Source organism: Candidatus Poriferisodalis sp. (genome assembly GCF_965208925.1).
Taxonomy (GTDB): Bacteria; Actinomycetota; Acidimicrobiia; order Acidimicrobiales; family Poriferisodalaceae; genus Poriferisodalis.
Window position 1 is genome coordinate 2,516,053 of record NZ_OZ242364.1, and the last position, 13,638, is coordinate 2,529,690.

Here is a 13,638-nt window from a genome sequence, read left to right on the forward strand (position 1 = left end):
CAGCCGTCAGTCACGTCGGCCGCCAGTAGCGGTGCTCGGTGAACGGCAGCGGGGCCACATGGCACGGCTCGAGACCCTTGCGGCCCTCGGCGAACAGCTCAGTGCCGTCGGCCGAGTGCTCGGCTCCCACGTAGGCCATGGCGACGGGCGCATCGACTGTCGGCCCGAACCCGCCGCTCGTGACCATGCCGACCTGATTGCCGCCGGCATCTGCCAGCACGGCACCGTCACGAATCGGACGGCGACCATCGGCCGAGACGCCCACACGCTGTCGCGGTGGCCCTGCGGTCAGCTGGGCCACGATGACAGCAGCGCCGGGGAAACCGCCCTCGGCGCGCCGGCGTTTCGGTATCGACCAGCCCAGGCCGGCCTCAGCCGGCGTCGTCGCCTCGGTGAGCTCATGGCCCACCAGAGGAAGGCCTGCTTCGAGTCGCAACGTGTCGCGAGCACCGAGACCTGCGGGGACGATCTCATCGGAGCTCAGTAGCAGCCTTGCGATCTGCGGCGCCTGTCCAGCGGGCACAGCGACTTCGAAGCCGTCCTCGCCCGTGTAGCCGCAACGTGCGACCTCGCACTCGACGCCGCCGATCGACATGGTGGCTGTCGACATGAACGCCAGATCGGCGGCTGCAGGGGCCCAACGGGCGACGACCTGCGCAGCAGCGGGGCCTTGCACCGCCAGCAGCGCTAGGTCCGTCCGAAGCCTGATGCGCACGAGGCCGTCGTCGCTGCCGCCGTTGGCGCGCCGCAGCATGTCCAGATCTGCCTCGGTTCGCACGGCGTTGACCACGATGCGCAGGTGGCTCCCGAGGTTCGACACGATGAGATCGTCGAGCACCCCGCCTGCTGCGGTCGTGAACAGCGTGTAGCGCATCCGGCCAGGTGCCAGGTTCACGATCGACCCCGGCACGCACTGTTCCAGCCAGTTCGCGGCAGCGCCGGGCTCACCACCGTCCGCAGGGTGCAGTTCGACGATGCCCATATGGCTCACGTCGAAGAGGCCGGCGGCGGTCCTGGTCGAGCGGTGCTCGGCCACCGTGCCGTCGCCGTAGCGCATCGGCAGCGCGTGGCCGCCGAAGTTGACCATCCGGCCGCCGAGCTCGGTATGCAGGTCGAACAGCGGGGTGCGAAGACCCCCGGTGTCTGGGTCAATCATCAATTCAGGGATTTCTACCGGTGCGTCTCAGTCGGCGAGCAGCTCGGCGATGCGACCCTTCGGACGTCCGACGATGGCCCGGTTGCCGCGTACGACGACAGGGCGCTGCATGAGCGCCTTGCGCTGGCTCAGCAGGTCCACCACAGCTTCGGCATTGCCGACGTAGTCGTCGGCGTCGAGCCCCAGCTTCTTGAACTGCGAATCCTTGCGCACCAGGTCTTCGACGGGATCCTCGAGGATCGACACCAAGTGCTCGAGCGTCTCCCGGTCGGGCGGCGTCTTCATGTACAGGACGACGTCGGCCTCGACCCCAGCTTCCTCGGCGACCGCCAAGGCATTCCGGGAAGAGTTTCAATGCGGGTTGTGATAGATGGTCACCTCGTCCATGAGGCCGAAGTTACCTGCGCGAGCCGCCCAACAATGGACATGCGGGCATGAATGTCACTGCAGCAATCGTCGCGGCAACGTACGTCAGGGCAACAGCTTCGACAGCGGCCGCTCAGCGCTCAGCGGGGTCGTGGAGGCGTCGGCGGCTTCGACTTCTTCGCGTGTGACGCCCAGCATGAACAGGATCGCGTCGAGGTAGGGCACGTTCACGGTGGCGTCGGCCGACTCGGCCAGGACCGGCTTGGCGTTGAAGGCGATGCCGAGCCCGGCTGCGGTCAGCATGGGCAGGTCGTTGGCGCCGTCGCCCACTGCCACGATCTGCTCCAGCGGCACGCCCTCGATGTACGCGAGCTGCCGCAGCAGCCGCGCCTTGGCCTCGGCGTCGATCACATCGCCGACCACTTCGCCGGTCAGCCGGCCGTCGCGGATCTCGAGCACATTGGCGTAGGCGTGGTCGAACTTGAATCGCTGCGCGAGGTGATCGGTGAAGTGCGTGAAGCCGCCGGAGATGATTGCGACCTTGTAGCCCAGTCGTTTCAGCGTGCGGGCGAACGTGCGGGCGCCGCGCGTCAGCGACATGTGCACGATCGCGGCCTCGATGATCCCCTCAGGCTGGCCGGCCAGCAGTCTCACCCGTTGCCGCAGGGACGTCTCGAAATCGATCTCGCCGGCCATCGCGGCTGCGGTCAGCTCGGCCGAGCGCGCCTCGTGCCCTGCTTCCGCGGCCAGCAGATCGATGACCTCGTTGCGGATGAGCGTGGAGTCGACGTCCATCACGATCATGCGGGTCGAGCGCCGTGACAGACCGTGTGGCTGGACGGCAATGTCGATGCGCCGATCGGCGGCCACCTCGATCAGATCGGTACGGAGCTTGTCGCCCTGCGCGCCCTCGACCAGGAACTCGTAGCTCCAGACCGGGAAGCGTGAGAGTCGGTGAATGCGATCGATGTTCCCGCCGCTGGTGGCGATGGCGCCGGTCACGACGGACAGGTCCGCCGGCTTGAGCTCGGGAGCGAGGGCAGTGACCACGAGGCGCTCCGCGTGCCGGGTCGGCGTGGCGTCGACGACCTCGAAGTTCATCTCCAAGCCCCGCTCGTAGCCGAACAGCAGCACTTCTTTGACCAGGTCTCGGCCTGCAGGCACCGTGATCGCGAGCCCGAGGGTGAGCTGGCGGCGGACGACGACCTGCTCCATGTCTTGTACGTCAGCGCCCGCATTCGAAAGCAGGCTGAGCAGGTCGGTGGTGATGCCCGGGCCGTCGGGGCCGGTCACCCGGATGAGGATCGTGTCCCTCGGCGCTGCCTGGTCATCCGGGTTCATTGGTTTGCGCAGGCTACTTCGCCCTCGAATCGGGCCAAGATCGTGCCATGAATGCCCGTCATGAATGCAGAACATGGACCCTTGCGCCGGTGCGGGCGGAAACTCGGGCACGGGCGTTCAGGCGAAGCGAACAGGCGGCCGGGGCGTAGGCTGAACATATGCCGAGCTACCGATCTGTCACCTCCACCGCGGGCCGGAATCAGGCCGGGGCCCGGGCGTTGTGGCGGGCCACCGGCATGACCGACGAGGACTTCGGCAAGCCGATCGTCGCCGTCTCCAACTCGTTCACCCAATTCGTGCCGGGCCACGTCCACCTGAAAGACCTCGGCCAGCTGGTTGCCCGCGAGATCGAGGCCGCCGGCGGCGTGGCCAAGGAGTTCAACACCATCGCCGTCGACGACGGCATCGCCATGGGCCACGACGGGATGCTCTACAGCCTGCCGTCGCGAGATCTGATCTCTGACGCGGTCGAGTACATGGTGAATGCCCACTGCGCTGACGCGCTGGTGTGCATCTCGAACTGCGACAAGATCACACCGGGCATGCTGAATGCCGCCATGCGGCTGAACATTCCCACGGTGTTCGTCTCGGGCGGCCCGATGGAGGCCGGCAAGACGAAGCTGGCGACGCAGAAGGTGGACCTGATCAACGTGATGGTGGTGGCCGCCGACGACTCGGTCAGCGACGAGGACGTGGCCGAGATGGAACGGTCGGGCTGTCCCACCTGCGGCTCGTGCTCGGGCATGTTCACCGCCAACTCCATGAACTGCCTCACCGAGGCGCTCGGCTTGTCGCTGCCCGGCAACGGGACCGTGGTGGCGACCCACTCAGACCGTCGTGAGCTGTTCCTGGAGGCAGGGCGTCTCGTGGTGGAGCTGTGCCGCCGCTACTACCAGGAGGACGACGAATCGGTGCTGCCGCGGTCGATCGGCAGCTTCGAGGCGTTCGAGAACGCGATGACGCTCGACATCGCGATGGGCGGTTCCACCAACACCATCCTGCACCTGCTGGCAGCTGCCCAGGAAGCGGAGCTCGACTTCACGATGGCCGACATCGACCGGCTGTCTCGCAAGGTGCCCAACATCTGCAAGGTGGCGCCAGCATCAGAGTTCTTCCACGTCGAGGATGTGCACCGCGCCGGCGGTGTGATGGGGATCCTGGCCGAGCTGAATCGGGCCGGGCTCATCGCCAACCAGGTGCCGACCGTGCACTCGCCGACCATGTTCGATGCCATCTCCCGCTGGGACGTGGCGACGAACGACGATGCGTCGCTCCACGAGTTCTTCCGGGCCGGTCCGGCGGGCATCCCCACGCAGGTGGCGTTCAGCCAGTCCGAGCGCTACCGCACGCTGGACCTCGACCGCGACCGCGGCTGCATCCGCTCGGTCGACAGCGCATACTCCGCCGACGGAGGGCTGGCCATCCTGTACGGCAACCTGGCCCCCGACGGCTGTGTGGTGAAGACCGCCGGTGTGGACGAATCCATCTGGGTGTTCTCCGGCCCGGCTCATGTGGTCGAGAGCCAGGACGAAGCGGTCGAGCACATTCTCGACGGCGAGGTCGTGGCCGGTGACGTCGTGGTGGTGCGCTATGAGGGCCCCAAGGGCGGCCCGGGCATGCAGGAGATGCTGTACCCCACGTCGTACCTGAAGTCGAAGGGTCTCGGGAAGGCCTGCGCACTGGTCACCGACGGCCGCTTCTCCGGCGGCACCTCGGGACTGTCGATCGGCCACGTCTCGCCCGAGGCGGCCTCAGGCGGCCTCATCGGGCTGGTCCGCAGTGGGGACATCATCGAGATCGACATCCCCAACCGCACGATCAACCTGGCCGTCGACGATGCCGAGCTGGAACGGCGCCGTGTCTCCCAGGACGCCGCAGGCTGGCAGCCGGCGGAACCCCGGCCACGCCAGGTCAGCACGGCCCTGCGCGCCTATGCCGCCATGGCGACCAGCGCCGACCGGGGCGCGGTGCGCGACCTCTCGCTGCTGGGCTGAGTGCGCTTGCCGGCGCACCCCTGACTCGGATCAGCACAGCGCCGTAATCTCACTCCGGTGACCGCTGTCGACACAGCCGAAGGTCCTGCAGTCCACTTGGACTCAGCGCGCGGCTGGGTGACGGCCTGCGGCGCCGCGATTGTCGTGATGGCCGGCTTCGGCAGCATCTACAGCTTCACGGCTTTCGCCAATGACATGGCTGAGGAGTTCGACACCGGCCTGGGTCCGATCTCGATCGTGTTCGGTATCACGGTATTCCTGTACTTCGGCAGCGCCCTGGTATCAGGCCGCCTCTACGACCGGTTCGGCATCGTGCCGTTGCTGATCGTCGGCGGCGCGCTGTTCGTCGGCGGGCTGGTGGCGACCTCGCAGGTGACGGTGCTGTGGCATGGGTACGTCCTGTACGGCGTCGGGCTGGGGTTCGGCGGCGGGCTGTTCAATGCACCGCTGTTCGCTCTGACGGCCACATGGTTCGACAAGCACCGCGCCATGGCCCAGGGCCTGGTGGCGACCGGTTCAGGCCTCGGGACGATGATCTACGTCCCGTTCGCGCAGCGGCTCCTCGCTGAGTACGGCTGGCGTGTCGGCATGCGCTGGCTGGCCGTGATCGCTGCGGCGATTCTCGTGTTCGGGCTGCTGGTCATTCGCCAGCCGCCGCGAACCCACGTCGGCAGCCCCCGCCGTCACCTCTCGCTGGTGGTGAGGACCGCGACGTTCTGGCAGATGGGAACCTCCGGCATCTTGTTCACGATCGCTGTGATCGGCACCATCGGTCTCATCATCCCGTTCTCGATCGACGACGGAGTGGCTGAGCTCGCGGCGGGATGGCTGGTGTTCGTCGTCGGCCTGTCGAGCATCGTGGGTCGGCTCGCCCTCACCAGCTTGGCGAGACCGCTGGGTTCGATCCGTTTGCTGAAGATCGCCTTCGGCGGACTGCCGGTGGCCTACGCCATCTGGTTCATCACAACGCGGGTCGACGCGCCCGGAACCAAGTACGGGCTGCTGGTGGTATTCGCCGCCGTGCTCGGCGTCTCCTACGGCGGATTCGTGGCGCTTCTGGGCGATGTCACCGCCTACCTGTTCGGATTGGCGAACATCGGTGCGGTCGTCGGCATCTTCTTCTTCTTTTCCGGGACTGGCGCATTGATCGGCCCGCCATTGCTGGGCTTCACGCACGACGCGAGCGGCGGTCCCGGCGTGCCCATCTTCATGGTGGGGGTCATTGCTCTCGCAGGTGTCCTGGTACTCCTGCCGATGACCCGGCATCCGCTGGCACTGCCGACCTACATCGGGCCTGGAGGGATGCCGTCACCCACGCCTCCGCCAACTGCCGTGGCACCGCGGCCGCTTGCGCCGGTGCGGTCACCGGGGACGGCACCCGTCCCGGGGACGGCAAGATCCATGCAGCGACCGCCGCTGACAGCGAGTACGACAGCGTCGTCGCCGGCTCCCTCCGCGATCCCGAGAACGCGGCCGCTGCACGATGGACTCGTGGTTGCGATGTCACGGCCGCGTTCCGCCGCCTTGCAAGATGCTCCGCCGTCGGTGTTCTGGCCGGTTCCCGATGAGGCCGTCTCGCCGAACGGACAGTCATGAGCGACGAGCTGTTGAACCCCCAACCGACCGATGCGGTGTTCCGGGCACCAGTCGAGGTGCTCGGCGGAACCGTGCAGGAGGGCTGGATCGACTACAACGGCCACCTCAACGCCGGCTACTACCTGGTGGCCTTCGACGACGCCATCGCACCATGGATGGATTTCATCGGTCTGGGCACCGCACACCGAGAAGTTCGAGACATCACGACGTTCTCCGCAGAGAACCACATCACCTACGTACGCGAGATCGGGCCGGACGAGCCGTACGTGATCTCGGTCCAGCTGCTGGGCTTCGATCGCAAGCGAATTCATGCATTCCAGGCCATGACCCAGACTCGGGACGCCTACCTCGTCGCCACCTGCGAAGTCATGTCGTTGCACATCGACGGTCCGACTCGACGCGTCGGGCCGATGGCCGATGAGCCGTACCGGCGGCTCGGCGAGATCTGGGAGGCACATCAGCATCTGCCACTGCCGTCCCAAGTCGGCCACGTGATCAACATCCGGCAGTCTGCGGAAGCCCTTCGGCACCGCGACCTCGCCTGAGATCTCGAGACGATCTTCATCATCGGCCCCAGTCCTAGGGCCGACCCCGGTCAGGGCTTTGGTGCCCTGACTATGTTGCGGCCGTGGAGATTTTCGGCGTGGTCAACGCCTCTCCGGACTCGAAGGCTGATTTCTCGGTTGTTCAGGGCTGCGCCGAAGCAGCCGCGCGAGGAGCCGAGCTGCTGGCCGAGGGTGCCGATCACTTCGACCTCGGCGGGGAGGGTTCCACGCCGGGCAGCGACGAGGTGAGCACGGACGACGAGTGGCAGCGAGTCGAAGGGCCGCTGCGCGGGCTGCTCTCGCTGGGCGCAGAGTTGGCGATCGACACCCGCAAGCCCGAGATAGCGCGTCGGGCTCTGGACGCGGGGGCCACGGTGCTGAATGCCGGGGACGCCCTGCAGTCGCCGGAGATGGTCGAGCTTGCGGCCGAGAGCGGCGTACCGGTGGTGCTGCCGTTCATGCTGGGGCGAGATTTCCGCAGCGTGCGTGATGTGAGAGGCGATCCCGTCACGGTGATGGTCGAGTGGTTCGCGTCGCGCATCGAACGGCTGCGCCAGGCAGGCGTCACCCAGCGGCTGCTGCTCGACTGCGGCGTCGGCTTCGGCCCCCACGACATGGACTGGCCCGAACGGGCGGCCTACCAGCGAGCCATCTACAGCGGCTTGGGGGAACTGCGCCGCTTCGACCTGCCCCTGTATGTGCCGGTGCCGTGGCTGCAGACCCCCGATCGGCTCGAGCTGCTCGATCTGGCGCTGTCACAGAATCCCGACTACGTCCGAGCCCACCGCCCCGCCCAAGTCCGCGACCACTACGCCGCCCTCACCGCAGCCAGCTAGCCCCTGTCCACCCGGCTCGCTTTTCTGCAGTCCGCCCACCGGGCGCGCATCTCCGCAGCCCGCCGAGCTGCGCCTATTCCTTCCTCCCCCCGGGATCGGGCAAGGGAGTTCGAGTCAGGGCGTGTGCTGTCTACAGACCGACTTGCCGGCTGCTGGCTACCCGACAGTCCCCCCGGCAGGACTCAGTGGGGGACTCGTAGCTGCCCGATGCTTCCTGGGGCCGGGACGGCGCCCGCCGCGGTCAGCGTGGGGGTGCTCTGGCCCTGGCCGCTCCGGGTGGCTCTTGGAGCCGGTGGTGGTGTCGTTGAGCGGCGTTGTGGGCGGTTCGAGTTCGTAGCGGCCGAGGCTGGGTGGCTGGCCGGGTTGGGTGGGGTTGCCGGGGTGCCAGCTGGGGGTGTGGCCTTGTAGATGGATTTTGTCGTTGTGGCAATGGTGGCAAACGGTGAGCAGGTTGTCGTAGTCGGTGTGCCCGCCGTGCTGCCAGTGGTCGATGTGGTGATGCTGGCAGCGTTCGGGGGCGATGCCGCACCCCACGCAGCCCTTGTCGCGCAGTGCAAGGGCGGCGCGTTGGAGATCGGTGGCCGTGCGGCGGCTGCGTCCCATGCGCAGGTCGCCGGTGGCAGCCTCGAAGATCGACGGCAGCACTTCGGCGTCGACTGCGAGCTTGGCGATTTCCCCAATGGGGATCGGTGTGCCGTCGCCGAGCCGTCCGCCGGTGAGCTGGTGGTTGACCGTGTCGTAGTCGGCGACCACGATCAGCGACGCGCCTGAGGGCCGCTTGGCGTCGGGCTCGCAGATGAGCTCGACGACGGCGTCGGCAGCGCGCTGTGGGGGAGTGCGCCGCGCGTTGGGGTCTTCGTCTTTGAACAGGCGCCGCTCGGCAGCGGCGATCACGGTACCGAGCCGGGCGCCGGTGACGGGGTCGACGACGAGGTCGAGCACGGTCATACCGTCGCTTTTGCGGGTGTAGATCCTCCCGCTGCGCGCCTGGCGCTGCCGCTCGAGCACCGATGCGCCGTCGTCGCGGCTGATGTCGGCGACGTGACGGGCAACTGTGCGACGGAACTCGTCATAGCCCTCTTGAGCTGCCCGCTCGGCCAACAATCTCTCATCGATCGGTGCGTCACCGGCGGCACGGGCGATCAGCTGCGCGTGACCCACCGGAACCGCGCCCGCAGCGAGCCCCTCCCGGGTCGCTTCCAACTCGCCGAGCCTCACCGCGTCGCGGACCTCGCTGCGCGCCCGCCGGCCCGAGACCGACATCGCATCGGTTGCAGCCCAGGCAGCGGCACCATCGCCGCTGCGACGGGCTATCTCGCCCCACGCGTCGGCCTTCATCACCGCCAGTCGCGACTCGGCCCGAGCGATCTCACCCAGCCGGGCCCGCAGGCCCTCCCCGCACAGTCCGGCGATTTCCACCGCATCCACGCGTACCCCACTCGACTCCGCAGTACCCGCAGCACCGCCAGCCATCGGGGTGTTCATGGCTCCCGGGCCACTGCCGGATGTGCTGGCGCCAGGCGCCAGTTTGCTGCCGCTTGTCATAGAACAACCGTACGAAGAGGGTGTTACATCAAAGAAGCGGTTCGTTGCCGACCAGCCCACCGCACGGCCACTCTCGGCGCCTCCTCTCTCCGTTGGCGCGGGCCGCGATCGAGAGCGGGAATCAGTGTCCTCCAAAGCGAGTGGCACGCGCAGACTCGCGGGAATCGCCCTGTGGCCGATTCAGTGAAGATCCCGTGGAAGAGTCGTGGTTATTGTTTCAAGCGTGCAGATGCCTCCAGCCAACGCATCCGGCTTGCGATGAGCGCCTCCGGGACCGCCATGAGGCGAGCTGCCGCTTCCACGCTTGCCGTCACCGCTCTCCTCGCTGGTTGCGGCCTAATGGGGGGGGGGGGGGGGTAACGGCGCGGCGTCGCTCCCGATTGACGAAGCAGGAGCTTCCGGTGAGGTCCCTGCCACGTCCGAGGCGTCGCCTCTCGTCGTCATCCCGCAACTTGACACGGCGCTGGCCGCCTTGTCCGGCGACAACCTGGTCACTGACGCCGTCGCCGCATTGAGCGCAGCCGGTGAGGCTGTCGATGGGGTCGGCGCGCTTGATCATGAGCCTGGACCGCCTGGTCGGACCACCAGCGCTTCCCGGGGAGTCACCGCGCAGCACCGCGACCTGACCGCATGCGCCGAAGCCCAATACGGCCATTGGACCGTGAGCAGAATCCGAGATGGCTCTTGCGCCGGTTACGTCACGGAAGGGCCGACGACTGCCTTCGGTCTGGTGTGTCGCTGGGTCGGCCCGCGCCAGCATGCGATGCATGTGTTCGCAGTACTGCCGCCCTTCGCTGGAGCAGGTGAGATCACTGATGTCCGCATGCGGTACTGGGTGCTTCCCATCACTCAATATGCATCTGATCCGTGGGTGGACTGGGAGGTCCCGGCTCCAAGCCCGTCTCCTTGGACAGAATCAGAAGACGGGTTGCTGACAGGCCCTCTCGACGCGGACCGAGTTGGCGATGCGATCGCGGAGCTGCTCGGTGATCTCGATGCGGATGGCGTTGCCGAGGCGGCCGAGGAGCCGCTCGGCGGTCTCGACTCAGACGACGATGCCGAAGCGATTGTGGAACAGCCCAGCGGCGGTCCCCATCCGGTACGGGTTGCATTCGCGCCAGACGACTTGGTGGATGAACTCATCGGGGGGCAAGACGCACGGCTGGTGCTCTTCGGCGACGCGAACGGGGTCCGTTTCGGCCGCCCCTACGAGCTCTGGCTCGAAGCCAAGATGACTGTCTTGCCTGACGGCGAGGACGCGGAACCCGAGGAGCTGGTGCCGGAAAGGGTCATCTTCCCGCTCACCGGCGCATCCGAGGCGGTGAGCATCGTGACAGACGACTGCCTGCGCCTGAACCGCGAAGCGACATTCGACAGCGAGTCGTCATCGCATCTTCTCGACGGTTTTGCCGTTGATCCGCCGACTCCGTAAGTGAAGCCGACGGCCGGCGACGTCAGCCGGCGGCAGGTTCGAGGGCGACTCGTACGTGCTTGTGGTGCGGGGTGAGCGACAGCCAGTCGCGGTCTTCGATGTCGGTGAGCTCGTTGACGGCCACACCGTGGATCTTGTGCTCGCCGTCGGGGTCGGGGTACTCGGTGCCGAAACCGTGCGGGAGCGTCACGTGACCGGCCATGACCGTGTCAGTGACCTCGGCGGGAGCCTCGGCCTCGCCCCGCTTGGAGATGATGCGAATCCGATCGCCGTCGACCACGCCGAGCGCTGTGGCGTCGTCGGGGCTGATGCGCAACGAGCCGTCCTTGTCCTTCTTGCGCCAGTCGGGGTCGCGCACGACGTCATTGGCGTTGGAGGAACGACGCTCACCAGCAGAGAGCACGAACGGGAAACGGTCACTGGCAGCGCCAGTGGGTTCCTCGTCGTTCAACGACCTGAACTCGTCCACCAGCTCCTCGATGAAGAGGTGGATCTTCCCGTCGGGGTGCGCAATGCGGTCCCAGGTCTGGGAGTACTCGCTGACGCTGTAGATCATTCCCGACGGCGAGTTCATCAGCTTGTCGAACAGATTGTTGGCCAGCTCCAAGCCGTCGCCCTCGACGCCGGCGGCGCGTACCTCGTCGGGATAGCGCATCGAGGCCTGCATCGAGGCGCCGAACATGATCGCCGCTGGTGCCATGTCGCCCATCGTGGGCCCGAGGGCGTCATACAGCACCACCGGCAGCTTGGCGCCGACGTCGGGATCAGTGCTCGAGGCCTCGCCGAGTGCTTCGATGAACGACTCACGGCTCTGCTGGGCTGCGCCGGCCAGCGTTTCGGTGGATGCTGCACGCCCGCCCATGGCTGCCACGAGCCGGCTGTGAATCTCGGCCTCGGGCAGCGAATCGCCCAGCGGCTCCAGGATCGGGTGGCGAACCTGGAAGTAGTTGGCGGGCATCTCGCCGGCGAAGAATGTGGCCTCGGGCTTCTCGTACTGCGAGCACGCCGGCAGCACGTAGTCGGCCGCACGGGCAGTCTCGGTCATGGCGACGTCGATCACCACCAGGCATTCCAGCTTGGCGAAGGCCTCGCGGAACCGCTTCGAGTCGGGCAGCGTGTGCAGCGGGTTCGCCGATTCCACGATCATGCCCCGGAACCGGTTCGGGTGGTCGGTGTCGATGCAGTCGGGAATCGCGGCACATGCGAGGAGACCCGACAGCATGGCGCTGCCGGTGACGGGGTCGGTCTCGCCCTCGCCCGAATGCCCGCAGATGGGGGCGAGGCGCAGCGGCAGGTTCATCCCGCCCGCCTTCGCGAAGTTGCCCGTGATCAGATACAGCAGGCGCTGCAGCCAGGAATTCAGCGTGGAATGGGGCGCCATCTCGATGCCGAGGTCCTCCTCGGTGGACAGCGAGCGTGCATTGCCCATGGTGCGGGCGGCGGCGCGCAGCTCAGCTTCGTCGATGCCGCACTTGCGAGCGCACTCGGCGATGTCGGCGCCCGAGATCAGGCCTCGCAGTTCATCCCAGCCGGTGCAGTGCTCGGCGAGGAATCGCTCGTCGGTGAGTCCCTCTTCGACCATGATCGCCAGCAGCGCCGCCAGCGCCCATGCATCGGTACCGGGACGGACGCGCAGGTGGTGATCGGCCATCGCTGCCGTCTCGGACACTCGCGGGTCCATCACCACGAGCTTGCGCTCGTCGTCGTTGCGGATCTTGTTGAGCTCGTTGCGCGACTCGGGGAAGCCATGGCTCTGCCACGGGTTCTTGCCGATGAACACCGCGCAGTCGGTGTGCTCGAAGTCGCCCAGGGCGCCGAGGTTCTGCTTGCCGAACATCTTGCCCTGCGCCCAGAACATGCCGGTCTTCTCCTGCGCCAGCGCGTTCGAGCGGTACTTCACGCCCAGCGTCTGCAGCACGCCGCGGGCATAGGCACCCGGGAAGTGATTGCCCTGTCCGCCGCCGCCGTAGTACAGGATCTTGTCGCCGCCGACCGAGTCGCGGATGCCGGTGAGGCGCTCGGCGACTTCGGCGATCGCGACGTCCCACGACACCTCCTCGAAGGTGCCGTCGTCCTTTCGGCGAAGCGGCGTCGTGAGGCGATCGCGCCCGTTCTGGTAGTAGTCGATCCGCAGGGCCTTCTCGCAGGTGTAGCCCTTCGAGGCGGGGTGCTCCTTGTCACCGCGCACACGGGTGATCTTGCGCCCGTCCAGGCGCACCTCGATGCCGCAGTTGTTGGAGCAGAGCACGCAGGCGGTCTTGTGCCAGACCTTGGTGGGGTCGGTGTCCGCGCCATTCGACGGCGCCTTGGTGGCTGTCGCGCCGGCGCGCTTGGCTCGAAGTGCTGCGAGTCGGTCCTGAGCGTCGGACATGGCGTCCCCTTGTGGTGCGGCGATGCGGCTCTGCCGTGGCGGCAGTTCGAACATGAAAGCGTAGGGGGCCGTAGTGGTCGTTGCCGGGAAGCCCCCTCGCGTCGACCGGTTGCGAACATTGCATGGCGCCGCGCTAGCTTCGGGCCGACCGGGATGCCGTGCCCGGCCTCGATGAACGCCAGCCGCGGTGGCTGGCAGGAAGGACTGCTCGTGCGGATCAGCGTTGACGCCGACAAGTGCCAAGGTCACAACCGCTGCTACTCGCTGGCGCCGGAGCTGTTCGACGTGGACGACTACGGCTACGCCACTGCGGCCGGCGACGGCGAAGTTCCTGCGGGCCTGGAGGACAAGGCCCGCTTGGCCGCCGCGAACTGTCCCGAGTACGCGGTCATCATCACCGAATAGCCCACAGCGCCTCGGGCACGACAGCGTCGCCTCCAGCTACCGGCGGCGGCG

General features: G+C 67.3%; 10 protein-coding genes and 1 pseudogene. 6 read left to right on the forward strand and 5 right to left on the reverse strand.

Going from position 1 to position 13,638, the window contains the following annotated elements; genetic code table 11:
- Nucleotides 1-10: 10 nt before the first annotated feature.
- The 3 genes and pseudogenes from gcvT to serB all read right to left on the reverse strand — a co-directional run bounded on the left by gcvT (nucleotide 11) and on the right by serB (nucleotide 2,863).
- Nucleotides 11-1,156, reverse strand: coding sequence for a glycine cleavage system aminomethyltransferase GcvT (gcvT, locus tag ACOGI5_RS11060; RefSeq protein ID WP_419864471.1), 1,146 nt, complete (start codon nucleotides 1,154-1,156; stop codon nucleotides 11-13).
- Between the two features lie 27 nt (nucleotides 1,157-1,183).
- Nucleotides 1,184-1,492 (reverse strand): annotated as a pseudogene (locus ACOGI5_RS11065) (arsenate reductase family protein); the annotation flags it as partial.
- A gap of 135 nt (nucleotides 1,493-1,627) precedes the next feature.
- Complete coding sequence (gene serB / locus ACOGI5_RS11070; RefSeq protein WP_419864472.1) at nucleotides 1,628-2,863, reverse strand: phosphoserine phosphatase SerB; 1,236 nt, start codon at nucleotides 2,861-2,863, stop codon at nucleotides 1,628-1,630.
- 158 nt (nucleotides 2,864-3,021) lie between these two features.
- Here serB and ilvD point away from each other — a divergent pair, with 158 nt between their 5' ends.
- The 4 genes from ilvD to ACOGI5_RS11090 all read left to right on the forward strand — a co-directional run bounded on the left by ilvD (nucleotide 3,022) and on the right by ACOGI5_RS11090 (nucleotide 7,834).
- A complete protein-coding gene (gene ilvD / locus ACOGI5_RS11075; RefSeq protein ID WP_419864473.1) occupies nucleotides 3,022-4,857 on the forward strand; it encodes a dihydroxy-acid dehydratase in 1,836 nt (611 codons plus the stop codon).
- 57 nt (nucleotides 4,858-4,914) lie between these two features.
- Nucleotides 4,915-6,453, forward strand: coding sequence for an MFS transporter (locus tag ACOGI5_RS11080; protein ID WP_419864474.1), 1,539 nt, complete (start codon nucleotides 4,915-4,917; stop codon nucleotides 6,451-6,453).
- Complete coding sequence (locus ACOGI5_RS11085; RefSeq protein WP_419864475.1) at nucleotides 6,450-6,998, forward strand: thioesterase family protein; 549 nt, start codon at nucleotides 6,450-6,452, stop codon at nucleotides 6,996-6,998. The genes ACOGI5_RS11080 and ACOGI5_RS11085 overlap by 4 nt, the downstream gene beginning before the upstream one ends.
- 83 nt (nucleotides 6,999-7,081) lie before the next feature.
- The gene (locus tag ACOGI5_RS11090; protein ID WP_419864476.1) at nucleotides 7,082-7,834 is read left to right on the forward strand and encodes a dihydropteroate synthase; all 753 of its coding nucleotides are present in this window, start codon (nucleotides 7,082-7,084) and stop codon (nucleotides 7,832-7,834) included.
- A 156-nt stretch (nucleotides 7,835-7,990) separates the two neighbouring features.
- On the opposite strand, the gene ACOGI5_RS11095 is transcribed toward ACOGI5_RS11090, so the two are convergent.
- The gene (locus ACOGI5_RS11095; protein WP_419864477.1) at nucleotides 7,991-9,379 is read right to left on the reverse strand and encodes an HNH endonuclease; all 1,389 of its coding nucleotides are present in this window, start codon (nucleotides 9,377-9,379) and stop codon (nucleotides 7,991-7,993) included.
- A gap of 928 nt (nucleotides 9,380-10,307) precedes the next feature.
- Here ACOGI5_RS11095 and ACOGI5_RS11100 point away from each other — a divergent pair.
- Complete coding sequence (locus ACOGI5_RS11100) at nucleotides 10,308-10,811, forward strand: hypothetical protein (protein ID WP_419864478.1); 504 nt, start codon at nucleotides 10,308-10,310, stop codon at nucleotides 10,809-10,811.
- 22 nt (nucleotides 10,812-10,833) lie between these two features.
- On the opposite strand, the gene ACOGI5_RS11105 is transcribed toward ACOGI5_RS11100, so the two are convergent.
- The gene (locus ACOGI5_RS11105; RefSeq protein ID WP_419864479.1) at nucleotides 10,834-13,182 is read right to left on the reverse strand and encodes a molybdopterin-dependent oxidoreductase; all 2,349 of its coding nucleotides are present in this window, start codon (nucleotides 13,180-13,182) and stop codon (nucleotides 10,834-10,836) included.
- A gap of 210 nt (nucleotides 13,183-13,392) precedes the next feature.
- Between ACOGI5_RS11105 and ACOGI5_RS11110 the strand changes: the two genes are divergently transcribed.
- Nucleotides 13,393-13,587, forward strand: a complete 195-nt coding sequence (locus ACOGI5_RS11110) for a ferredoxin (protein ID WP_419864480.1) — start codon at nucleotides 13,393-13,395, stop codon at nucleotides 13,585-13,587.
- The last annotated feature ends 51 nt before the right edge of the window (nucleotides 13,588-13,638 follow it).

Coding starts and splice junctions, on each gene's coding strand:
- gcvT (WP_419864471.1), bottom strand. CDS start 1,156: ATGATTGACCCAGACACCGGGGGTCTTCGCACCCCGCTGTTCGACCTG.
- serB (WP_419864472.1), bottom strand. CDS start 2,863: ATGAACCCGGATGACCAGGCAGCGCCGAGGGACACGATCCTCATCCGG.
- ilvD (WP_419864473.1), top strand. CDS start 3,022: ATGCCGAGCTACCGATCTGTCACCTCCACCGCGGGCCGGAATCAGGCC.
- ACOGI5_RS11085 (WP_419864475.1), top strand. CDS start 6,450: ATGAGCGACGAGCTGTTGAACCCCCAACCGACCGATGCGGTGTTCCGG.
- ACOGI5_RS11095 (WP_419864477.1), bottom strand. CDS start 9,379: ATGACAAGCGGCAGCAAACTGGCGCCTGGCGCCAGCACATCCGGCAGT.
- ACOGI5_RS11105 (WP_419864479.1), bottom strand. CDS start 13,182: ATGTCCGACGCTCAGGACCGACTCGCAGCACTTCGAGCCAAGCGCGCC.